General features: G+C 71.8%; 21 protein-coding genes. 4 read left to right on the forward strand and 17 right to left on the reverse strand.

Annotated features, from left to right (window positions below):
• Positions 1-131: 131 nt before the first annotated feature.
• The 14 genes from ADK64_RS35685 to ADK64_RS35750 form a co-directional block, all read right to left on the reverse strand.
• Positions 132-1,337 carry an acyltransferase family protein gene (locus tag ADK64_RS35685; protein WP_053666151.1) on the reverse strand — a complete coding sequence of 402 codons (1,206 nt, stop codon included), beginning with the start codon at positions 1,335-1,337 and terminating at the stop codon, positions 132-134.
• Positions 1,330-2,319 (reverse strand): alpha/beta hydrolase, encoded by a 990-nt coding sequence (locus tag ADK64_RS35690; RefSeq protein WP_420713084.1) that lies wholly within the window; start codon positions 2,317-2,319, stop codon positions 1,330-1,332. The genes ADK64_RS35685 and ADK64_RS35690 overlap by 8 nt, the downstream gene beginning before the upstream one ends.
• 321 nt (positions 2,320-2,640) lie before the next feature.
• The gene (locus ADK64_RS35695) at positions 2,641-3,534 is read right to left on the reverse strand and encodes an alpha/beta hydrolase (RefSeq protein ID WP_053666155.1); all 894 of its coding nucleotides are present in this window, start codon (positions 3,532-3,534) and stop codon (positions 2,641-2,643) included.
• A 224-nt stretch (positions 3,535-3,758) separates the two neighbouring features.
• Positions 3,759-4,943 carry a kynureninase gene (kynU, locus tag ADK64_RS35700; RefSeq protein ID WP_053666157.1) on the reverse strand — a complete coding sequence of 395 codons (1,185 nt, stop codon included), beginning with the start codon at positions 4,941-4,943 and terminating at the stop codon, positions 3,759-3,761.
• Complete coding sequence (locus tag ADK64_RS35705) at positions 4,936-5,793, reverse strand: tryptophan 2,3-dioxygenase family protein (RefSeq protein ID WP_053666159.1); 858 nt, start codon at positions 5,791-5,793, stop codon at positions 4,936-4,938. Before ADK64_RS35705 ends, kynU begins: the two co-directional genes overlap by 8 nt.
• A 150-nt stretch (positions 5,794-5,943) precedes the next feature.
• Complete coding sequence (locus tag ADK64_RS35710; protein ID WP_053666161.1) at positions 5,944-6,357, reverse strand: DUF3151 domain-containing protein; 414 nt, start codon at positions 6,355-6,357, stop codon at positions 5,944-5,946.
• 68 nt (positions 6,358-6,425) lie between these two features.
• The gene (locus ADK64_RS35715) at positions 6,426-7,880 is read right to left on the reverse strand and encodes an MFS transporter (RefSeq protein WP_053666163.1); all 1,455 of its coding nucleotides are present in this window, start codon (positions 7,878-7,880) and stop codon (positions 6,426-6,428) included.
• A 63-nt stretch (positions 7,881-7,943) separates the two neighbouring features.
• A complete protein-coding gene (gene fbaA / locus ADK64_RS35720) occupies positions 7,944-8,966 on the reverse strand; it encodes a class II fructose-bisphosphate aldolase (RefSeq protein ID WP_053666165.1) in 1,023 nt (340 codons plus the stop codon).
• 154 nt (positions 8,967-9,120) lie between these two features.
• Positions 9,121-9,669 carry an orotate phosphoribosyltransferase gene (gene pyrE, locus ADK64_RS35725; protein ID WP_053666167.1) on the reverse strand — a complete coding sequence of 183 codons (549 nt, stop codon included), beginning with the start codon at positions 9,667-9,669 and terminating at the stop codon, positions 9,121-9,123.
• A 10-nt stretch (positions 9,670-9,679) separates the two neighbouring features.
• Positions 9,680-10,468, reverse strand: a complete 789-nt coding sequence (locus tag ADK64_RS35730; RefSeq protein ID WP_053666169.1) for an aldose epimerase — start codon at positions 10,466-10,468, stop codon at positions 9,680-9,682.
• A gap of 87 nt (positions 10,469-10,555) precedes the next feature.
• Positions 10,556-11,305: an SRPBCC domain-containing protein gene (locus ADK64_RS35735; RefSeq protein WP_053666171.1), complete on the reverse strand. Its 750-nt coding sequence runs from the start codon at positions 11,303-11,305 to the stop codon at positions 10,556-10,558.
• Between the two features lie 54 nt (positions 11,306-11,359).
• Positions 11,360-13,000: a polyamine aminopropyltransferase gene (locus tag ADK64_RS35740; RefSeq protein ID WP_053666172.1), complete on the reverse strand. Its 1,641-nt coding sequence runs from the start codon at positions 12,998-13,000 to the stop codon at positions 11,360-11,362.
• A gap of 79 nt (positions 13,001-13,079) precedes the next feature.
• Positions 13,080-13,601, reverse strand: coding sequence for a DUF2617 family protein (locus tag ADK64_RS35745; protein WP_053666174.1), 522 nt, complete (start codon positions 13,599-13,601; stop codon positions 13,080-13,082).
• 320 nt (positions 13,602-13,921) lie between these two features.
• Positions 13,922-14,251, reverse strand: coding sequence for a hypothetical protein (locus tag ADK64_RS35750; protein WP_053666176.1), 330 nt, complete (start codon positions 14,249-14,251; stop codon positions 13,922-13,924).
• Positions 14,252-14,370: 119 nt separating this feature from the next.
• On the opposite strand from ADK64_RS35750, the gene ADK64_RS35755 reads away from it, so the two are divergent.
• Both ADK64_RS35755 and ADK64_RS35760 read left to right on the forward strand, forming a co-directional pair.
• Complete coding sequence (locus ADK64_RS35755) at positions 14,371-15,564, forward strand: pyridoxal phosphate-dependent aminotransferase (RefSeq protein WP_053666178.1); 1,194 nt, start codon at positions 14,371-14,373, stop codon at positions 15,562-15,564.
• A gap of 94 nt (positions 15,565-15,658) precedes the next feature.
• Positions 15,659-16,825 (forward strand): hypothetical protein, encoded by a 1,167-nt coding sequence (locus ADK64_RS35760; RefSeq protein ID WP_053666180.1) that lies wholly within the window; start codon positions 15,659-15,661, stop codon positions 16,823-16,825.
• Between the two features lie 3 nt (positions 16,826-16,828).
• Here the strand turns inward: ADK64_RS35760 and ADK64_RS35765 are convergent, their stop codons facing one another.
• Together ADK64_RS35765 and clpB are read right to left on the reverse strand one after the other, a co-directional pair.
• A complete protein-coding gene (locus ADK64_RS35765; RefSeq protein WP_053666183.1) occupies positions 16,829-17,368 on the reverse strand; it encodes a YbjN domain-containing protein in 540 nt (179 codons plus the stop codon).
• Between the two features lie 138 nt (positions 17,369-17,506).
• Positions 17,507-20,104, reverse strand: a complete 2,598-nt coding sequence (gene clpB, locus ADK64_RS35770) for an ATP-dependent chaperone ClpB (protein WP_053666186.1) — start codon at positions 20,102-20,104, stop codon at positions 17,507-17,509.
• 126 nt (positions 20,105-20,230) lie between these two features.
• Between clpB and ADK64_RS35775 the strand changes: the two genes are divergently transcribed.
• Positions 20,231-20,644 carry a pyridoxamine 5'-phosphate oxidase family protein gene (locus ADK64_RS35775; protein WP_053666188.1) on the forward strand — a complete coding sequence of 138 codons (414 nt, stop codon included), beginning with the start codon at positions 20,231-20,233 and terminating at the stop codon, positions 20,642-20,644.
• 160 nt (positions 20,645-20,804) lie between these two features.
• Here the strand turns inward: ADK64_RS35775 and ADK64_RS35780 are convergent, their stop codons facing one another.
• Entirely contained in the window at positions 20,805-21,101 is a 297-nt protein-coding gene (locus ADK64_RS35780; RefSeq protein ID WP_053666190.1) for a (2Fe-2S)-binding protein, read from the reverse strand.
• A gap of 319 nt (positions 21,102-21,420) precedes the next feature.
• Here ADK64_RS35780 and ADK64_RS35785 point away from each other — a divergent pair, with 319 nt between their 5' ends.
• A complete protein-coding gene (locus ADK64_RS35785; protein ID WP_078993039.1) occupies positions 21,421-22,431 on the forward strand; it encodes a helix-turn-helix transcriptional regulator in 1,011 nt (336 codons plus the stop codon).
• Positions 22,432-22,436: the final 5 nt, after the last annotated feature.

The raw sequence follows: 22,436 nt of genomic DNA on the forward strand, positions 1-22,436 counted from the left end.
GGGAGGGGGTGGGGGTGGGTTCTGTCGCGGTGGTACCGGGTTCGGGGGCGGTCGCGGGTTCGTTCTCGGATGCGGGTCGCCGCTGTCGGTCGTTGTCGTCGTCGGCGGCCACGGGGTTCACGGAGTCAACACTAGGCATTGTGCGGGGTCTTTGCTGGCGGCAGGTGGCGACGGACCACGTGCGACGTGCGGTTTCGGGGGCGGCGCGGGCCCTGCTCGTGGTGCCGGAAGGCGGTCCAGCACAGGGCCAGGACCAGGGTGAAGACGGGGAGCCAGGCAAGGCGGTACGTCACCCAGAGCAGGGAGTCCGGTGCGGTGTGCAGACCGGGCAGACGGCCGGCCGTCAGGCCCGTCGCCGTCGTGGCCATCATGGCCGTCTGGTGCCAGAGGTAGATCGTCATCGCGGAGAGGTTGACGAGGGCCACCCCCGCCCAGATCGGCGGACGGGACATCACGCGGCGCAGGCGGTCGCGGAGCAGCAGGGCCAGGCCGCACTGGGCCAGGCCGAAGGCGACGGCCGCGAGCGTCGGCGGGTCGAGGTTGGAGATCGCCGCGCCGGGGACGCCGACCATGGACGCCGGGTAGCCCGCGAAGCCGATGAGCAGGGCCGTGGCCGCCGTACCGCCGAGGAACAGGACCCAGGCCGCGCGACGGCCGTCCAGCTCGCCCCGGGTCCAGGCCGCGCCCAGGGTGTACGGCACCAGCCAGCCCGCTGCCACGTTCAGCCAGCCGAGCCAGGACGGGCCGAGGTGCAGGCCGAAGCGGAGGATGTCGACGTGCAGGACGACGGCCAGCGGCCAGAGGGGGTTGAGGCGGGCGAGGAGCGGGGTGGCGGCCGTCAGGGCGGCGAAGACGAGCAGGAACCACAGGGGGGACAGCGCCAGCTTGACCAGGGACTCGATCGTGGCCGGCGGGGTGCCGGTCAGGAACAGGACCGTGGCGGCGACCGCCCACAGGCACAGCAGTGCGGCCACCGGGCGGAGCAGTCGGGTCAGGCGGGCACGCAGCCAGGAGCCGTAGCTCTCGCCTCTCGTCCGGGCCGAGGCCAGGCTGCGGGTCGCCACATGGCCGCCGACCAGGAAGAACACGGCCAGGGTCTGGAACAGCCAGGAGATCGGGGCCAGCCAGGGCATGTGCTGGAGCGGGCTGGTGGTGTGCAGACCGCCGTCCTTCGCCACCAGCGCGGTGATCAGCCAGTGGCCGAGGACGACACCGAGGATCGCGAAGGCCCGCAGGGCGTCGACCGCGCGGTCCCGGTCGGCGGGCGTGGCGGAGTCGACGCGCTGGGCGGTACGGCGAAGGGTGTGAACGGCGTGGCGTACGGCGGACTCAGACACGGGTCACCTCCGAGGTCTCGCCAAGGGTGATCCGGGCCAGGTTGGCGAGGGAGGCCGAGCCCGGGGTGAAGTAGTCGCTGTGGCCGGCGTCGGCCGCGTCGAAGACCCGGGCACCGAAGGCGTGGGAGACCGGGTCGGTGCCGAAGCCGATGGTGGTGCCGAAGAGCCGGGCGCTGACGTGCGGGACGTGTGCCACCCAGTCGTCGCTGCCGCGGGCCGCCCAGATGCGGGCGTTGGTGTGCAGGTCGGCGGCCGAGTCCGCGCCGGTGCCGGGGCTGCCGACCAGGGCGATGTCGTCGGCGGCCAGGCCGGGGGCGGCTCGGCCGCAGACGACCGAGCCGTAGGAGTGGCAGAGCAGGGAGAGGTGTGCCTGCGGCTTGGCCGCGGTGCGCAACTGCCGCACAAAAGCGCGTAGTTGAGGGGCGGCTTCGTCGGCTCGGCTGGTCGTGGTCACCGTGGTGCTGACCGTGGCCGGGGTCTCGTAGCCGAGCCAGGCGATGACGGCGACGCGCGTGCCGTGCGGCGCGCGGTGCGTGAGGTCGCTGTACAGCGCCGCGGCGGCCTTGTGGAAGCGGGCGTAGGTGTCCAGGGAGGTGTCGGAGCCGGGCACCAGGACGGCGATGTGGTCGGCGCGGGCGAGGTCGCCGAGGACCTCGGTGGCTTCGCCCGCGCCCCGGCCGTCGAAGGTGAGGAGGTGACGGGAGGGGGCGGCGAGGGCGCGGTCGGCGGCGGCGCGGTGGCTGTCGCCGTGCGCCGCGGCCATACGGGCGGCCTCGGTGGCGTCGGCCCGGTTGGCCTCGTAGGTCGTGCGGAGGGTCGTTGCGGTGAGGGCGGGGAGGGCGGCGGGGCGAGGGGACGGGATCCGGGGGTGGGTGGTGGCGGCGGAGAGGGGGGCCGCGATGGCTGTGGTGAGCAGCGCGGCGAGGAAGGCTCGGCGCCACTTTCTGGTGCGGGCCGCTTTTGACCGTGTTCCCACCCGCACCACTCGTGACGGTTTCGTCGCCGGGCGCGGGGGGCCCTCGTCGGCCGCATTCGGCGGCGGCGACTGCGGGCGAGGCGGCGAGGGCGCGGATTCCCGGCCCGGCCGTGGGTGTGTGGTCCGGCGGAGGTGCCCCATGGTCGGCTTCCTTTCAGAGAGCCCGGCCATCGGGCTTGTCTGTCAAGGAAGTTATGGATCGGGGCTCGTCGTTGGCGTCCCGCCTGAGAGCTGTCCTTCGGGGTAGCTCTCAGGTACTACGGGTATGACCGGGGCCGGCCCGGAGGGGTCGCGGCCGCCGCCGGAACCGGTGTCGTACTCCCGGCGTCACCAGGCCAGTTGGGCGATCTCCTCGGCCACCACCGCGCACGCGTCCGCCGCCGGGTCGATCAGCGGGAAGTGGCCCACGTCCTCCAGCAGGGTCAGGCCCACCACCTCGCCCGCCTTGGCCGCCGCGTCCGCGTACGACTCGGCCACCGCCTGGGGCACCTCCAGGTCCGCACGCCCCTGGACGACGGTCGTCGCGATGCCCGTCGGGAGGAGAAGGACGGGGTCGGCGTACGGGCGGCGCTCGGCGAAGGTGTCGTGGCCGCCCAGGAGTTGCAGGCTCGCGTGGCCGCAGACGTCCAGTTTCTCCGCGACCTCGAAGTCCGCGATCGGGGCGAGGGCGACGACGCCGCGCAGCGGGGCCGGACGGCCCGTGCGCCAAGGGGCGCCGGCGGGCAGGACGTGGCGGGCCGCGGCCCACAGCGCGAGGTGGCCGCCGGCCGAGTGGCCGGTGAGGACCGTGCGGCGCGGGTCGGCCTGCGGGAGCGCCTCGCGGACCAGCGCGGGCAGCGCGTCCAGCGCGGCGGCCACGTCGTCGAAGGTGTCGGGCCAGCGGCCGGCCAAAGGCGTGGTGTCGCCCGTGTTCTGCCCGGGGATCAGCGGATCGCCGCCGCCGCGCCGGTACTCGACGTTGGCCACCGCGAAACCCCTACGGGCCAGGTAGTCCGCGAAGGGCGTCAGATGCCGGCGGTCGTACCGGGCCCGCCAGGCGCCGCCGTGCAGGGCCACCACCAGCGGAGCCGGGGACTCCACGGCGGTGCGGGGCGCGTAGAAGTCGATCACCTGGTCGGGGTGGCTGCCGTAGGGGGAGCTGACGTCGGGGTCGACCGGGGGGTGCGCGAAGGCCGACGACTCTTCGGCGGCGGCGCGGGCTGTTGCGGCGTCGTCCGGCATGCTCCAACCTCTCAGCGATGGAACGGGTTTGGCGTGTGGCGGACCGTTCGGGAACTTGTCCTTCACCGTTGGCGGGGACGGTATCAGGCCGGTGACGTGCGCGGACATGGGGATGTCACGCAGGGTGAGGGTTGCCCGGTTCCACGGTGGTCCAACGGTTCTGCACGGGTCGGGAGGCGCCCGGGGAGGGAGAGGGACATCCCCCCGGGCGCCCCCAAGCGCCCCTAGGTCAGCTCCTCCCCCAGGATCCGGGCCGCCCGCTCCGTCTCGGCGAAGCCGAGGTACAGCGGCGTGAAGCCGAAGCGGAGCACGTCCGGGTACCGGAAGTCGCCCACGACACCTCGGCTGATCAGGCGTTTCATCACCTCACCCGCGTCCGCACAGCGCAGCGCGACCTGGCTGCCGCGTTCCTCGTGGCGCTCGGGCGTCACGGACTCGACGCGCCCCGGCTCGGTGTACGCCCGCACACAACGCAGGAAGAAGTCCGTCAGGGCGAGGGACTTGGCGCGGGCCGCGGTGACCGAGACGTCGTCCCAGACCTCCAGCGCCGCCTCCAGGGCCAGCATGGACAGGATGTCCGGCGTACCGACGCGGCCGCGCAGCGCGCCCGGCGCCGGAGCGTAGGACGGGCTCATGTCGAAGGGGGCCGAGTGGGAGTTCCAGCCGGGCAGCGGGGAGTCGAAGCGCGGCTGGTGTTCCGCGCGGACGTAGAGGTACGCCGGTGCACCCGGGCCGCCGTTCAGGAACTTGTAGGTGCAGCCGATCGCCAGGTCGACCCCGTGCTCGTCCAGGCCCACCGGCAGCGCGCCCGCGCTGTGGCACAGGTCCCAGACCGCGAGGGCGCCCGAGGCGTGGATCGCGGCCGTCAGGGCGGGCAGGTCGTGCAGCCGGCCGGTGCGGTAGTCGACGTGGTTCAGCAGCACCGCCGCCGTACGGCCGCCGAGGGCCGCGGGGACCTCGGCCGGGGTCACGGCGCGCAGGGTGCGGCCGGTCAGCCGGGCGGCCGACTCGGCGATGTAGCCGTCCGTGGGGAAGGTGGTGGCATCGACCAGGATCTCGGTCCGGCCCTCGCCCGCCATCCGCACGGCGGCCACAACCGCCTTGAAAACATTGACGCTCGTGGAGTCGCCGACGACGATCTGGCCCGGTGCGGCGCCGACCAGCGGGGCGATCCGGTCGCCGATCCGCTCGGGCGCGGTCCACCAGCCGCTCTCCTCCCAGGAGCGGATGCGCAGCTCGCCCCACTGCCGGCGGACCACGTCCGCCACCCGGTCGGGGACGTGCGCGGGGAGCGCGCCCAGCGAGTTCCCGTCCAGGTACACCACGTCGTCGAGGACGAAGCGGCCCTTGACGGGCGCCAGAGCGTCCTCGGCGTCCAGCTTCTCCGCGAGCAGAGCCAGTTCAGACATGGGACCTCGCCGTCCACAGCTCCGGGAACACGTTCTTGCGGGCGCGCTTCTCCAGCCAGGCCACACCGGCCGAGCCGCCCGTGCCGGCCTTGGCGCCCATCGCGCGGCGGGTGGCGACCAGGTGGTCGTTGCGCCAGCGCCACACCAGTTCGGCCACGTCGGTCAACGCCTCGCCCAGACGGGCGAGTTCGGCGTCCTGGTCGCCGGAGTAGATCGTCGCCCAGGCCTGTTCGACCTGGTCGGAGGGCTCGTACCGCGCAGAGGCGTCGCGCTGCAGGACGGAGGCCGGAATCGGGTGGCCGCGCCGCGCCAGCAGCCGCAGCACCTCGTCGTACAGGCTCGGCTCGTGCAGCGCCTTCTCCAGCTCCGCGTGTGCGCGCGGGGCGCCGCGGTGCGGTACGAGCATGGAGGCGGACTTCTCGCCGAGCAGGAACTCCAGGCGCCGGTACATCGCCGACTGGAAGCCGGAGCCCTCGCCGAGGGCGGAGCGGTAGGAGTTGAACTGGGCGGGCGTGAGCTGGGCGAGCGGGGTCCAGGAGGTGTTCAGCGCCTCCAGCTCCCGTACGGAACGCTTCAGCGCGGCGATCGCGGTCGGTACGTCGTCCGAGCGGACGGCCCGGGCGGCGGTCTCCCACTCGTGCACGATCACCGTGAACCACAGCTCCATGACCTGGGTCGTGACCAGGAAGACCATCTCGCCGGGATCGTCGGAGAGGGTGTGCTGGAGGTGGGTCAGCACGTCCGCCCTGACGTAGTCCTCGTACGGTGTCGTACCCGCGAAGTCGAGGTTGGGGTCGAGATGCGGGGTCTCGGGCTCAGCGGCCTCGTGGGGGCGAGCCTGTTGGGACATCGCTGTCTCCTGTTGTACTCCGGGTAGCGGTCCGCCCCTGCCGATTCCGGCACGGGGGCCCCGGTCCCCAACCGCATCCTCTGTAATCGACTCCTTCACGGCAAGGCCCGCCCGTTGCGGGACGGGCCACACCGGTGACTCCCGTGAGGGTCAGCCCAGGGTCTGGGCGGCCGTCGCGGAGGAGTCCTTCAGGAACTGCGAGCAGCGCTCATACTCCTCCTGCTCGCCGATCGCCTGCGCGGCACGGGCGAGACCGTGCAGGGCACGCAGGAAGCCGCGGTTGGGCTCGTGCTCCCAGGGCACCGGGCCGTGGCCCTTCCAGCCGGCTCGACGCAGCGCGTCGAGGCCGCGGTGGTAGCCCGTACGGGCGTAGGCGTACGACTCCACGACCGCACCGCGCTCGAACGCCTCGTCGGCCAGCTGGGCCCAGGCGAGGGAGGAGGTGGGGTACTTGGCGGCGACGTCCGCGGGGGCGGTCCCGTTCGCGAGGAGTTCGCGGGGCTCCGGGTCGTCGGGCAGATGGGTCGGGGGCGGGCCGCCGAGGAGGTTCTCGTGAATCGTCATGGGGTCCAGTCTGGCTCACGGATCGGCGGCATGACGGCTGAGGGCGCCGCAACCCGAACTCCCGGCGCCTACCCGCGCCCCTCCCCCTCCAACGGCGGAGCCGTCACGCTCCCGTGCGTCCGGCACTCCGGCCGCCGGCACCCTGGCCCCGGCCGGCGGACCAGGGCGAAGGCCAGCGCCGAGCCCACCACCAGTACCCCCGCGCACATTGGCATCGCCTTGTCGAACGCGGCGCCGAAAGCCGCCGGGGACCGGTACGCCTCGGGCCCCATCCCCGCCAGCAGCGGCAGCGCCGCCACCGCGATCAGGCCCGCCGCCCGGGCCGCCGCGTTGTTGATGCCGCTGGCCAGGCCGGCCCGGGTGGTGTCCACCGAGGCCAGCACCGTGGCGGTCAGGGGCGCGACCAGGGTGACCATGCCGGCGCCCATGACCAGCACGGCGGGCAGGACGTCCGTCAGATAGTCGGCGTGCCGGCCCACCCGCAGCATCAGCAGCATCGCCGCCGCGCACAACAGCGGGCCGACGGTGAGTGGCAGGCGTGGGCCCGTGCGGTCGGCCAGGGCGCCGGAGCGGGCCGAGAAGAGGAGCATCAGGATCGTCGTGGGCAGCAACGCCGTACCGGCCGCGAGCGGTGAGTAGCCCGCGACCACCTGGAGCTGCAGCGCGGTGAGGAAGAAGAAGCCGCCGAAGGCCGCGTACACGCACAGGGTGACCAGGTTGACCGCCGTGAACTGGCGCGAGGCGAAGATGTCCGGCGGGAGCATCGGGTCCGCGCGGTGCCGTTCGACCTGGACGAAGGCGACCGCCGCGGCCAGGCCCGCGACCGCCGTCAGGGTCACCGCCAGGGAACCCGTACGGGCCTCGATCAGCGCGTACGTCAGCAGGGCCAGGGCCAGCGCGCCCAGCACCGCGCCCAGGACGTCGAAACGGCCGTGGGCGCCGCTGTCGCGGGACTCCGGGACATGCCGCAGCGCCACCGGCACGCACAGCAGCGCCAGCGGGACGTTCAGCAGGAACACCCAGCGCCAGCCGGGGCCGATCACCAGCCAGCCGCCCAGGAACGGGCCGACGGCCGCGCCGATGCCACCGAAGCCGGACCACAGGCCGACGGCCCGGCTGCGGTCGTCGGGATGGAAGGAGGCCTGGATGATCGCCAGCGATCCCGGGGTCAGCAGGGCACCGCCGATGCCCTGCAGCGCCCGCGCGGCGATGAGGATCCCCGGAGTCGGTGCGACACCGCACAGCAGGGACGCCGCCGCGAACCACACCACACCCAGCACGAAGATCTTCCGGCGGCCGTAGCGGTCGCCGAGCGAGCCGCCCAGCAGGATCAGGCCGGCCAGCGTGACCATGTACGCGTTGACCGTCCACTGCAGCGCGGCGAGGCTCGCGCCCAGGTCACGGCCGATGCGTGGCAGCGCCACATTGACGACGGTCGAGTCCAGCAAAGCCATGCTGGAGCCGAGCACCGTGGTCAGCAGGATCCACTTGCCCCGGGGCGAGGACAGCCGGACATCGGGCATGTACCCAGATATACAGCGGGCCCGGCGCTGTAGACAGCCGCCGGGCCCGCTGGAAAACGCCGCTTACTTGATCTTGTTGCCCGCCGAGCGCAGGTTCTTCGTCGCCTCGACGACACGCGCGGCCATGGAGGCCTCGGCCAGCTTGCCCCACGTACGCGGGTCGTAGGCCTTCTTGTTGCCGACCTCGCCGTCGACCTTCAGGACGCCGTCGTAGTTCGCGAACATGTGGCCCGCGACCGGACGGGTGAACGCGTACTGGGTGTCGGTGTCGAGGTTCATCTTCACGACGCCGTTCTCCAGCGCGGTCTGGATCTCCTGCTCGGTGGAGCCGGAACCGCCGTGGAAGACGAAGTCGAACGGGGCGGGCTTGCCGAACTTGGCGGCGACGCCGTCGTTCAGCTCCTTCAGCAGTTCGGGACGGAGCACGACGTTGCCCGGCTTGTACACGCCGTGCACGTTGCCGAAGGACGCGGCCAGCAGGTAGCGGCCCTTCTCGCCCAGACCGAGGGCCTCGACGGTGCGGATCGCGTCGTCGACCGTCGTGTACAGCTCGTCGTTGATCTCGTGCGAGACGCCGTCCTCCTCGCCGCCGGTCGGGGTGATCTCGACCTCGAGGATGATGTTCGCCCGGCGGGCCAGCTCCAGCAGTTCCTGGGCGACGGCCAGGTTGTCGGCGAGGGTCTCGGCGGAGCCGTCCCACATGTGCGACTGGAAGAGCGGGTTGCGGCCGGCCTTCACCCGCTCCTCGGAGAGCGCGAGCAGCGGACGTACGTACCCGTCGAGCTTGTCCTTCGGGCAGTGGTCGGTGTGCAGCGCGATGTTGACCGGGTACTTCTCGGCGATGATGTGCGCGTACTCCGCGAGGGCGACCGCGCCCGTCACCATGTCCTTGCTGTACTGGCCGCCGAGGAACTCGGCACCACCGGTCGAGATCTGGACGATGCCGTCGCTCTCCGCCTCCGCGAAACCGCGCAGCGCCGCGTTCAGGGTCTGGCTCGAGGTGACGTTGATGGCCGGGTAGGCGAACTTGCCTGCCTTCGCCCGGTCGAGCATCTCGTTGTAGACCTCGGGGGTTGCGATGGGCATCTGTCCGCTCCTTGTGTTGCGGGTGAGAGGTTCTGCGTTACGGCCCTGACCTAGACCTGAGGGGTGACGTCATCGTCGTCCCCATCTTTCCAGACATGCGGTGATGGTCGGCGCCCCGACCGTCACCGGGCCAAGTCCAGGTCGAACCGCGCGGTCAGTCCAGACCCAGTTCATCCTTCGAGAAGGCGAACCGGTACGGAACACCCGCGCCGGCCTCGATCTTCTCGGCGGCGCCGGTCGCCCGGTCCACGATCGTCGCGACGGCGACGACCTCGGCGCCGGCCTCGCGCACGGCCTCCACCGCGGTGAGCGGTGAGCCGCCGGTGGTGGAGGTGTCCTCGACGACGAGTACGCGCCGGCCGGCGATGTCCGGGCCCTCGACCCGCCGCTGCATGCCGTGCGCCTTGGCGGCCTTGCGGACGACGAACGCGTCCAGCCGCTTCCCGCGCGCGGCGGCGGCGTGCAGCATGGCGGCCGCGACCGGGTCGGCACCCATGGTGAGGCCGCCGACCGCGTCGAACTCCAGGTCGGCCGTCAGGTCCAGGAGCACCTGGCCGACCAGCGGGGCCGCCTCCCCGTCGAGCGTGACGCGGCGCAGGTCGACGTAGTAGTCGGCCTCCAGACCCGAGGAGAGGGTCACCTTGCCGTGCACCACGGCCTTGTCCTTGATCTGCTGCAGCAGCGCGCCGCGTACGTCCGTCATGCCTGCCAGCTTAAAGGCGCTGCCAGCTCCAGGTCGTCGTCGCCTCCAGCGGATCCACCGGGGTGACCAGGCGCGGCATGGTGTTCAGGCCGTTGGGCGGGCCGGTCTGCGGCTCCACGCAGACGGCCTCTGCCTGCTCGTCGTAGACGACGACCCACTCGTCGCGGCTCGTCACCTTCAGCTCCAGCTGTCCGGGCCAGGTGAGGGTGACGTCGACGCCGTCGGGCATGCCGAAGCAGTCGTCCCACGGGCCGGGCCTCGGGTCGATCCGCCGGCCGGTGGGCAGGTGGTCGTCGCCGCGCTCCTCCTGCCAGGCGGGCTTGAAGTCGAGCGTCACGTCCTCGCCGCCGAGGTTGCGGTGGAACCAGGGGTGCCAGCCGATCTGCGCCGGGAAGGAGTCGCCGGTCGCCTCGACGCCCATCGTCAGCGTCAGGCTGTCCTCGGTGAGCGTGACGATCTGGGTGACCCGGCCGGGGTGCGGCCAGGGGTCGACCAGGTCGTACGTGATCACCGCCTCGTTCTCCGTGACGCGCGCGACCTTCCAGGCGCCGTCGCGGGCGGTGCCGTGGATGGCGTGGGGCGGGGAGTTGAGCGGCATCTGACGGACGGTGGCGCCGTCCCGGAAGCGGCCGTTCTCGATCCGCCCGCACCACGGCACCATCGGGAAGCAGCCGAAGCGGTCCCCTTGGCGGAGCAGCTCCAGGGAGTCGACCTTGAGGCCGCTGATACGGCCGCCGTTGGCGGGGCTGACGCGTGCGGCCGCGTCGCCTGCTGTCAGCGTGATGTCTTCGTTACTCACGGGATGACAGTACTGGGGAGACCGGTCGCTGCTTCGGCTGCGGGCACGTCGCGGCCGGTCGCGCAGGTCCCCGCGCCCCTGGAAACCTCACCGGCGTCTGCGCAGTGCCCTGCCCACCACGATCGCCGACGCCAGCGCCAGCGCCGCCGCCGGTGCCGCCCAGCGCAGGGCCTGGTTCCCGGCGGCCGTCTGGGGTGCCGGGACCGGGGCGTAGCGGCCGCGGGGCGGGGCGTGGTCGACCTCCTCGGCGCTGCGGCCGATCATCGTGCGGCGTGCGTGCGCGGCCTCGGCGGGGGGTTCACCGGTGTCGGTGAAGTCCCCGGTGAGACGGTCGGCGGCGGGGTCCAGCGAGGGCGGCGGCACCTCGGTGTCGAAGACGGAGGCGGACTCGGTACGGCTCTCCTCCGCCGCCTCCACCGGCTCCGCCGCCAGGTTCTCCACGAAACGGTTCAGCAGGCGGACCGCCGCCGAACTCACCGCGTCCGCCGGGAGTTCGGCGATCCTGCCGTCCGTGTCGGCCGTGCCCTCGGCCGTCACCGTCGTACCACCCTCGGTGTCCGTGAGGCGCAGGGTGAGGGCGAGTTTCACGGTGCCGGTGCCGCGGGCCTCGGTCGCCTCCCCCTCCACGGCGTACCCGCCGTCCTCGCGGGGCGTGATCCGCACCGCTCCCCGGTAGGTGACGGAGTGTCCGCCGACGCGCAGCTTCAGCCGGCCGGCGACCGGTTCGGCGCCGGCGTCCTGCTGGAGGCCGGGGACCGCCCGGGCGACTCGCGCGGGATCGGCCAGCGCGGCCCTGAGCCGCTCGGCGGGAACCGGAACGAAGACCTGGTGCTCCATGTCCGCTGAGCCTACCCATGAGCGGCCGGAACGTACCCTCGCACGACCGGCCGGTCAGTATCGCGGATGCACCAGCGTCGACGGCGGCAGTCCCAGGATCCGCGTCCCACGCGCCGCCGCCGCGTCCGCCGTCAGGCCGGCCTGGGTCAGGGTGTGCAGCCGTCCGGGGTCCAGGCGCAGCGGCGGCGGGCCGGCGGGGGCCGGGGCGGCCAGCAGGAAGCCCCAGTCGTGCGGGGCACGGGAGGCGCCGGCCGAGCGGTCGGGGCCGGCGGCGAAGCCGGAGTCGTGGCCGAGGACCCGGTAGGGGGAGGTCGAGAAGCCCGCCGTACGCAGGGTCGCGGCGACCGTCCAGAACACGCGGGGGCGGGTGGTGACCGGTCCGGCGTGCACGACGAGCCGGCCGCCGGGGGCGAGGACGCGGCGGGCCAGGCCGTAGAACTCCTGGGAGTACAGCTTGGTGCTGGCGGTGATGCCCGGGTCGGGCAGGTCGGCGATCACGACGTCGTACGCCGCCGGGGGCGCGCCGCGCAGCCAGCCGAAGGCGTCCGCCGTGACGACGTGGACGCGGGGATCGTCGTAGGCGTGGCCGTTGGCGGCGGACAGGCCGGGGTCGTGGCGGGCCAGCCGGACCAGACCGGCGTCGATCTCGACGAGGTCGAGGCGGCGCACCCCGCGCTCGCCCAGCACCTCGCGGGCGGCCAAGCCGTCGCCGCCGCCGAGGATCAGCACGCGCGCGTGCGGGCCGCCGGACAGGGCCGGGTGGACGAGGGCCTCGTGGTAGCGGCGTTCGTCGCGGCCGCCGACGCGGAGCCGGCCGTCGAGGAAGAGGTCGAGGGGCCTGCCGTCGGTGCCGCCGGCCAGGACGACCTCCTGCACACCGGTCTGTACGGCCACCCGGACGTCCTTGCCGTAGACGGCGTGCCGGGCCGCGCGTTCGAAGTCGTCGGTGAGGGCTGCCGCGGAGGCGAGGACGCCGAGGACGACGAGGCCGACGACGAGCAGCGTCCAGCGGGCCCGGCGGGTCAGGTCGCGGCGGAACAGGCCGAGGACCAGGGCGCCGCCGGCGACGACGTTGACCGTGCCGGTGACCAGCGCACCGGTCAACTGGCCCAGGAAGGGCAGCAGGAGGAAGGGGAAGGCCAGGCCGCCGACCAGCGCGCCGACGTAGTCCGCGGCGAACAGGTCGGCCACCGCGCCGCCCGCGTCCTGACGCCGGATGCGCTGGATCAGCTCCATCAGCAGCGGGACCTCGGCGCCGATGAGCAGGCCGATGGCGAGGGAGAAGGCGACCAGCAGAAAGCGCGGGCCGTCGGACCAGACCCCGCCCCAGCCGCCGGTCCAGGCGAAGACGGCGTACAGCGCCATCGCGCTGCATCCGCCGACGAGCGCGAGGGCGATCTCGATCGCGCCGAAGCCGGCGGCCGCGTGCCAGCGCAGCCGCTTGGCGGCGAGCGAGCCGACGCCCATCGCGAACACCATGACGGACAGCACGACCGAGGACTGGGTGACCGAGTCACCGATCAAGTACGAGGCGAACGCGACAAGTTCGAGCTCGTACACGAGTCCGCAGGCCGCGCAGACGAATACGCACACGAGGACCAGGAACCGCCCGGTGCCGGGCCGGACGGGCAGCCGGGCGGGCCCTGTCCAGTGGGGCGGGGCGCCCGGGGGCGCGGGGGCGTGCGGTTCGATCACTCTGCGACGTTACGTCACATACTCGGCACGCTTCGTCACCCACACGTGTGGATCTGGGGCCAGTTGAGGCGGCACGGGTTTATGCCACGGACGTCTTCGCCCGCGCGCCCACACGGGTGCGGGTGGCGACCAACTGCCCGTCCTGCGGGTAGGCGTGCCAGGTGCGCCAGTGCACCTGGCCCTCGTGACGCTGGGCCAGCATCGCGGTGAAGGCGTGCGGGCTGCCGGGGAAGACGCCCGCGAGGCCGTGCGGATGGTCGGAGACGAGGGCGAGCAACTCCTGGGCGCGGCCCGCGAACGAGCCCGGCGTGAGCAGTTCGACGCGGGCGGCGAACTCGTACTCCCAGTCGCCGACGCGCTTGGCGACGCCGAGCGGCAGCGGGGTGCTGGAGCCGGGGATGCACGCGACCGTCTCCGAGCAGCTGCCGTGCTCCTCCTCCAGCAGCACCTGGTGGGACGCGCCGAGCAGCCTCAACTGGAGTTTCGCGCCCGTGAGTTCGAGGTCGAGGGTGGCCAGGGCCGGCAGCGGCTCGCGTCCCAGGGCCCAGGCGAGGTCGGCGGCGCGCGTATCGGTATAGGTGGTGTTCAGGGTCGTGAGCATGGATCGGCTCCGCTAACACACGATGAGGGGGAGGAGATCGGCCATGTCAGCCCAGCCGGCCCGGCCGGAGGAGGCAGTCTGCGGGACGTCCGAGGGGCTGCGTTGGCGTTTTAGAGGGAATCATGAACAGAGGGAACGCCACAGCGTTTTTACCCAACTTCGTGGGGTTTCCATCCCTCAGGGGGCTCCACAGTTCAACTGTTCAACCATGGCGTACGCCTGGCGCGCGGCGGAAACGGGTGGCGCCCGCCGGCTGCCGTCGCCGGCGGACGCCCGTGTGCGGCCGGATGCGGTTCCCCCGAAAGCTCAGCTGCCCCGTGTCAGCTGCCTCCGCCGCATCCGCCCCCGCCGCACGAGGATCCCCCGCCGCAGGAGTGACCGCCCCCGCAGGAGTGGCCGCCGCCGCAGGAGTGGTGGCCACCGCCGTGGTGCCCGCCGGACGAGCCCGAGTCGCCGCCGCCCGCCCACCAGCTGCTCGCGCCGGCGTCGTACGCACCCGAGGAGGACGACGACGAGGACGGGCGGTGCGCCCGGGACCGGCCGCCCTTGCCGAGCGACACCTTCGCCCGCCGGCTCCTGACCTGGCTCCTCAGCACCGAGACGATCACGAACGCGGCGACCGCCAACACGACGAGGATGACGATGCCCATGGGCGTCACCTTCTTTCCGTTCCCCCGAAACGGCCCCCCGTGGACCGTGCTGAACGGGGGATGCCCGGCCGCCGCGCGCCGCAAAGCAGAGTTGAGGAACTCCAGAGCTTGGGCGCAGGATGACCGGCATGACCTCCACCGCGCGCCCCCACCTCAACCGCCGGCTCGCCGAGTTCGGGACGACGATCTTCGCCGAGATGTCCGCCCTCGCCACGGCGACCGGGGCGATCAACCTCGGCCAGGGCTTCCCCGACACCGACGGCCCCGAGGAGATCCGGGAGGCCGCCGTGCGGGCGCTGCGCGAGGGCCGCGGCAACCAGTACCCGCCGGGCCCGGGCATCCCCGAGCTGCGCACCGCGATCGCCGCGCACCAGCGGCGACGCTACGGCCTGTCGTACGACCCCGACACCGAGGTGCTGGTCACGGCGGGCGCGACGGAGGCGATCGCGGCCGCGCTGCTGGCCCTGCTGGAGCCGGGCGACGAGGTCGTGGCCCTGGAGCCGTACTACGACTCGTACGCGGCGAGCATCGCGCTGGCGGGCGGCCGCCGGGTCCCGGTGACCCTGCGCCCGCAGACCGGCGAGGGGAGCGGTTTCCGACTCGATCTGGACGAGCTGCGCGCGGCCGTCACCGACCGCACCCGGCTGCTGCTGATCAACACCCCGCACAATCCGACCGGTACGGTCCTCACGCGCGCGGAGCTGGCCGCGATCGCCGAGCTGGCGGTCGAGCGGGATCTGCTGGTGGTGACGGACGAGGTCTACGAGCACCTGGTGTTCGGCGACGCCGAGCATCTGCCGCTCGCCACGTTCCCGGGGATGCGCGAGCGCACGGTCACGATCGGCTCGGCCGGCAAGACGTTCTCCTTCACCGGCTGGAAGGTCGGCTGGGTGACGGCCGCGCCGGAACTGGTCACCGCGGTCCGTTCGGTGAAGCAGTTCCTGACCTACGTCTCCTCGGGCCCCTTCCAGTACGCGGTCGCCGAGGCCCTCGCGCTGCCCGACTCCTACTTCGAGGACTTCCGCCGCTCGATGCTGGCCCGCCGCGACATCCTCGCCGAGGGCCTCACGGCGGCCGGCTTCCGGGTCTTCCAGCCGGCCGGCACCTACTTCATCACCACCGACATCCGCCCCCTCGGCGAGAAGGACGGCTTCGCCTTCTGCCGCGCGCTGCCCGAGCGGGCGGGCGTGGTGGCGATTCCCAACGCGGTCTTCTACGACGACCGGGAGGCGGGGGCACCGTTCGTGCGGTTCGCTTTCTGCAAGAGGGAGCACGTGCTGCGCGACGCGGTGCAACGGCTGCGGTCGCTGTAAGAGCGCACGACGGCCCCGCAGACGGGCGACGACGGACGGCACAACGGCGCGTCACCGCACGGCGGAACGGCACCGTCACGCATGGTGCTCAGATGTGACCACCGCCAGCACCGTCCGCACCGTCAGCACCGTCCTCACCCCGCCCAGGCCGGCGCGGCATCTCGTCGCCGTAGGACTCTTCCTCGGTGCCCGGCTCGCCGGCGCGGCCGTGCTCACCCTCGTCGCCCGGTTCACCGGGCAGAGCCCGCTCACGCTGCTCGGCCGGTCCTGGGACTCGGTCTGGTACCTGGGCATCGCCGTGCACGGCTACGGCCACGACCTGCCCTCGCACGACCCCGGCGTCCACAGCGACCTCGCGTTCTTCCCGCTGTACCCGGCGCTGGTGCGGACGCTGACGGCGCTGGTCCCGCTCGGCGGGGGCGGCGTCGGACTGCTGATCTCGTGGACGGCGGCCGCGGTGGCCGCCACCGGGATCTACGCGGTCGGCTCCCGGCTGTACGGGCGGGCCACCGGGATCGCGCTGGTGCTGCTGTGGGGTCTGCTGCCGCACTCGGTGGTGCTGTCGATGGCGTACACCGAGCCGGTGCTGGCCGCGTGCGCGGCCTGGTCGCTGTACGCGGTACTGGCGGGCAACTGGCTGTGGGCGGGCGCGCTGGCGGCGCTCGCGGGGCTCTCCCGGCCGAACGGGTTCGCGGTCGCCGCCGCCGTACTGGCCACGGCCGGCTGCGAGGTGTGGCGGCGGCGCGGAAAAGTTACCCACAGGCTGTGGACGGGCGCGGCGCTCGCCCCGCTGGGCTGGACGGCGTACGTGCTGTGGGTCGGCCTGCACGAGGGCGATCTGCTGGGCGGCTACTTCGAGGTGCAGCGGCAGTGGGGCTCGCGGTTCGACTTCGGGCGCGGCTCACTGCACGCCGTGCGCCTGATGCTGGCGCACGGCAGCCGGTTCGAGTTCACGATGGCGCTGCTGATCGTGGCGGCCGGGACGGTGCTGTACGCGCTGCTGCTGCTCGACCGCGCACCGCTGGCGCTGCTCGTGCACAGCGGGGTGCTGCTGCTGATCGCGCTCGGCGGGTCGGGCTTCTTCGAGTCCAAGCCGCGGTTCCTGCTGCCGGCGTTCCCGCTGCTGCTGCCGCTCGCGCACATGCTCGTGCGAACGGCGAGAACCCGGCCCTGGCACGCGACCGTGCTGGTCGCGACCCTGGCCGGGTTCAGCTATCTCTACGGCGCGTACCTGCTGCTGTACGCGCACGCCCCGCTGTAGGACCTACTGCTCGTCGTCCTCGGGCTTGTCCGCCTGGTCCGCCTCGTCGACGTCCTCCTCCAGGCCCAGCTGCTCGACGAGCCACTTGTCGAACTCGATCGCGGCCCGCACCCAGCTGACCGTCGAGGAGACGAAGTGGTTGATGTCGACACCCGTGCCGACCAGCATCTGGGCCTCGCCGATGAGGCGGACCGTGCCGTCGTCGTGGGTGTGGGTGTAGACCTTGGGCCACAGGGTGCGGCGGTTCCAGTCGTCGATGGACTCCAGCAGCTGCGGCTTCTCGTCGATCTGGTGGGGACGGTCGTAGAAGGTCCGCACCGAGAAGACGGCCTGCTCGGCCTCCCCGCGGAACATGAAGTACGTGCGGAACTGCTCCCACGGAGCCGCGAGGTCGCCCTCCTCGTCCACGACGTACTTCAGCTCCATCTGCTCGAGGAGCTGCTTCACAAGATCCTGATCCGGGACGACGGGGCCCGCCGGTCCTTGGGGCTGCGGTTCGGGCTGGCCCCCGAAGTTCGGAATCGAGGACGGGTCGATGCTCACCGTGAATTTCCCTTCGTACGGATTCCGCCATCCTCCCCCATCCGGGGAGGGGGGTGGCAAGCCCGGGCGGCCCCGTGTCAGCCCGAGGCCGGCTTGTTCCCGCCGACCGGGTGCCACCCCCCTGGGGAGCGCCCCCGGCTACAGCGTCTTCCCGGTGGCCGGGCCCACCAGCAGGCCCTCGCCGAAGCGGTCCACGCGGGCCGTGTCGCCGTCCTTGATCTCGCCGGAGAGGATCTCGCGGGCGAGCCGGTCGCCGATCGCGGTCTGGACCAGCCGGCGCAGCGGCCGGGCGCCGTAGGCCGGGTCGTTCCCCTCGTCGGCGAGCCAGGCCAGCGCCTCGGGCGTGATCTCCAGGGTGATCCGGCGCTCGGCGAGCCGCCGCGCGAGCCGCTCGATCTGGAGCCGGGCGATCCGGGCCAGCTCCTCCTTGTCCAGCGCCGAGAAGACCACCAGGTCGTCGAGCCGGTTGAGGAACTCGGGCTTGAAGGAGGCCCGGACCACCTCCAGCACCCGTTCCTTCTTCTCGTGCTCGCTGGTCAGCGGCTCGACCAGGAACTGGCTGCCCAGATTGGAGGTGAGCACCAGGATGGTGTTGCGGAAGTCGACCGTACGACCCTGCCCGTCGGTCAGGCGCCCGTCGTCCAGCACCTGCAACAGGATGTCGAAGACCTCGGGGTGGGCCTTCTCCACCTCGTCCAGGAGCACGACGCTGTACGGCCGCCTGCGCACGGCTTCGGTCAGCTGGCCGCCCTCCTCGTACCCGACGTAGCCGGGAGGCGCGCCGACCAGGCGGGCCACGCTGTGCTTCTCGCCGTACTCCGACATGTCGATACGGACCATGGCCCGCTCGTCGTCGAAGAGGAAGTCGGCGAGCGCCTTGGCGAGTTCGGTCTTGCCGACGCCGGTCGGGCCGAGGAAGAGGAAGGAGCCGGTGGGCCGGTCGGGGTCGGCGATCCCGGCACGCGAGCGCCGTACGGCGTCGGAGACGGCCCGCACGGCCTCCGCCTGCCCGATGAGCCGCTTGCCGATCTCCTCCTCCATGCGCAGCAGCTTCTGCGTCTCGCCCTCCATCAGGCGCCCGGCGGGGATGCCCGTCCAGGCGCCGACGACGTCGGCGATGTCGTCGGGACCGACCTCCTCCTTGACCATGGTGTCCTTGGCGGCTTCCTCCTCGGCCTCGGAGGCGGCCTCCAGCTCCTTCTCCAGCTGCGGGATCTCGCCGTACAGCAGCTTGGCCGCGCGGTCGAAGTCGCCGTCCCGCTGGGCGCGTTCGGCCTGTCCGCGCAGGTCGTCCAGCCGCTCCTTCAGCTCACCGACCCGGTTGAGGGACTGCTTCTCCTTCTCCCAGCGGGCGGTCAGGCCGCGCAACTCCTCCTCCTTGTCGGCGAGATCGCGGCGCAGCTTCTCCAGGCGTGCGACGGAGGCCGGGTCGGTCTCCTTGGCGATCGCCAGCTCCTCCATCTTCAACCGGTCGACGGAGCGCTGGAGTTCGTCGATCTCGACGGGGGACGAGTCGATCTCCATGCGCAGCCGCGAGGCCGCCTCGTCCACGAGGTCGATGGCCTTGTCCGGCAGGAAGCGGGAGGTGATGTACCGGTCGGAGAGCCCGGCGGCGGCCACCAGCGCGCTGTCGGCGATCTGCACCTTGTGGTGGGCCTCGTAGCGCCCCTTGAGCCCGCGCAGAATGGCGACGGTGTCCTCGACGGTCGGCTCGGCGACGAGCACCTGCTGGAACCGCCGTTCCAGGGCCGGGTCCTTCTCGATCCGCTCGCGGTACTCGTCGAGGGTCGTGGCGCCGACCATGCGCAGCTCACCGCGGGCGAGCATGGGCTTGAGCATGTTCCCGGCGTCCATGGCGGAGTCCCCGCCGGCGCCGGCCCCCACCACCGTGTGCAGCTCGTCGATGAAGGTGATGATCTGCCCGTCGGAGTCCTTGATCTCGGCGAGCACGGCCTTCAGCCGCTCCTCGAACTCACCCCGGTACTTGGCGCCGGCCACCATCGCGCCCAGGTCCAGCGAGACGAGCCGCTTCTCCTTGAGCGACTCGGGCACATCACCCTTGACGATCCGCTGCGCGAGCCCTTCCACGACGGCGGTCTTGCCGACACCGGGCTCACCGATGAGAACGGGATTGTTCTTCGTCCTGCGGCTGAGCACCTGCACCACCCGCCGGATCTCCTGGTCCCGCCCGATGACCGGATCCAGTCGCCCCTCGCGGGCGGCGGCGGTGAAGTCGGTGCCGAACTTCTCCAGGGCCTTGTACTGGCCCTCGGGATCGGCGGTGGTCACGCGGCGTCCTCCCCTGGCCTTCCTGAAGGCCTCCAGCAGCTTCCTGGCGTCGGCGCCCTGCGCCTTGAGCACCTCGGCGACCCGGCCGCCCTTGGCGGCGACGCCGATCAGCAGATGCTCGGTGGACAGGTAGTCGTCGCCGAGTTCCTTCGCGCGCTCGCCCGCGTCGGCGATCACCGCGAGCACCTCGCGGTTGGGCTGCGGCGGCGCCACGGTGGATCCGGCCACACTCGGCAGCGAGGCGAGGATCCGCTCCGTCCCGGAGCGTACGGCGGCCTGGTCGGCGTCGACGGCCGCGAGCAGGTCGGTGATGTTCTCGTTGTCCTGCCCCTGGAGCAGAGCCAGCAGCAGGTGAGCGGGGGTGAGGTCCGGGTGCCCCTCGGTCACGGCCCGGTTGCTTGCCGCGTTGATGGCGTCCCGGCTCCTGTTGGTCAGCTCGGCGTCCACGTGTCCGTTCTCCTCCTGCGTGACTCTCCACCACTACTTCTACTGCTGACTTAACCAGCGTACACAAAGTTGAGTCTATTCCGCTCAAGGTAGGCGCGAGGCCCGTGCGGGACTAGGTTGCGGGGCATGGCGAACCACTCGGTAGACCCGGCCGCCCCGGACGAGCAGTACCTCGCGTTCTGGCGGGAGCGGCATCTGTGCACGCTGACCACGCTCCGGCCCGACGGCAGCCCGCACGTGGTGCCGGTCGGGGTGACGTACGACGCGGAGACCGGACTGGCCAGGGTGATCACCAATGTGACCAGCACGAAGGTACGGCACGTACGCACGGCCGGGGCCGAGGGCGCCCGGGTCGCGGTGTGCCAGGTGGACGGCCCGCGCTGGGCCACGCTGGAGGGGCGCGCACGGGTGCACACGGAGCCGGACCGGGTCGCGGAGGCGGTGCGGCGCTACGCCGAGCGCTACGAGCGGACGCCGGGACCGAATCCGGCGCGCGTGGTGATCGAGATCGAGGTCGAGCGGACACTGGGGCGCGGATGACGGCCACGGACGCAAGAGCCGAATATTTTCAGCCACCATGGAAGTGCGCCCGTTCCTGCACATATCCCCAGAAACTGCAGCGGCGTCACCGTGTTCAGGTCACGGTGACGCCGCTGCGGGGGGAAGCACCTGAGCGATCTGTTACGACGGGGGAATCGCGTCAGGCACTGCGGGGGGTGGCCGAGACGGTCCGCAGGTCGGGCTCCGCCGGCTCGGCAAGCCGGTGGTCCCGCTGGTCCAGGTTCACAAAGATCATTCCGTACCGGACGGCACAGCGCACCGGCTGCGGCGCACCACGCGGCTTGCGCAGGCACCGGTACGCCCGCACGTCCTCGTCCTCGTCCCGCGTCACGACGACCGGCTCCCCGAACACGGTCACCATCAGCGAGTCACCGCCGTGCGGGATGGCGGTGACCAGGTCGATGAAGTGCCACCCGGAGCGGTATGCAGTGGCCATTTCACGGCGGAAGGATCGGTCGTCGGGTGGAGTGGTCACATCAGCTCCCTGAACTGTCTGCTGTATCCACACCAGCCGTGGAGACGGCCACCGCTGGCCACTTACTGTCCGCTCGCATGTCACTCTTCACACCGAAGGGGCCACTCAGCACTCCCAGGGCCACAACGGCGGAGAAGGTGGCGACAAGCAGCGAGCGAAGCACCCTCTTACCCATGATCGGCTTCGTCCTCACTTGAAGGTCCCCTCTTCCCCCGTCGAGATAAGACGATGGCTCATTCAGACACGTCATGACCACATAATCGGTGCATCATGTTCCTGCATGTTCAGGACCCTGGGGGGTGGAGATTTGACAATAAATCGGACAACCACGACACATCCCCATGGGGTCACGGAGCTGTGCGAGGAGGGCGGCCGACTTTACGCGCATGCCCTGCGTACAGGACGTATCTCACGGGTGGAGGCAAAGGCGGCTCCCTGCCTGATGGAGTTCGCCATGCTCCATCCCGACCCCGACGACCCGGACTGGTTGCTTCCGGTACCACCGGCGGTGGCTCTCACCCAGCGACTGACCCCCATCGAGCGTGAGATAGCCGACCGTAGGCGGTCGGCCATCGAACTGTCCGATCTCTTCGAGCCGTTTCTCGCACTGAGTACTCAGATGGCGTCCGCCACGCACTCCATCGCCGTGCTCGAGGGCAGCGACCGCATCAACGCCGCGCTCGACCTGGCCACGGCCGAGTGCCACACCGAGATGCTCACCATCCAGCCCAGCAACAACTTCACCGAACGCACGGTCAAACAGGGGCTGGAACGCGACACGGCCATCGTGGACCGCGGTGTGCGGATCCGCACGCTGTACCAGCACACCGTGCGCTACAACCTGAAGCAGCTGGCCTACGTCGCCCAGCTCGCCAACGGCAAGGTGGAGTACCGCACCATCGACGAACTGGTGGAGCGCCTCATCATCTGCGACGAGACCGTCGCCTTCATCCCCACCCGCGACGACCAGCAGGTAGCCCTGGAGCTGCGCCACCCCGGGCTCGTGCGCTACCTCATCAAGGTCTTCGAGTTCATGTGGAGCCGAGCGGTTCCGCTGAGCGCCGGCGCTCCGTACGAGACCGCCCCCGACGGCATCACCGAGATCCAGCACTCCATCGCCAAGCTTCTGGTGGAGGGCCACGTCGACGAGGCGATAGCCCGTCGCCTGGGCATGAACGTCCGCACGTGCCGCGCCCACATCGCCAAGCTCGCGCAGGCCCTCGGCAGCGGCAGCCGCGCACAACTCGGCTTCCTCATCGCCCAGTCCGGCATGCTCGACCGGGAGCGATGAAGCGC

Origin of the sequence: Streptomyces sp. MMG1121 (assembly GCF_001280015.1) — a bacterium.
Classification (GTDB): Bacteria; Actinomycetota; Actinomycetes; order Streptomycetales; family Streptomycetaceae; genus Streptomyces.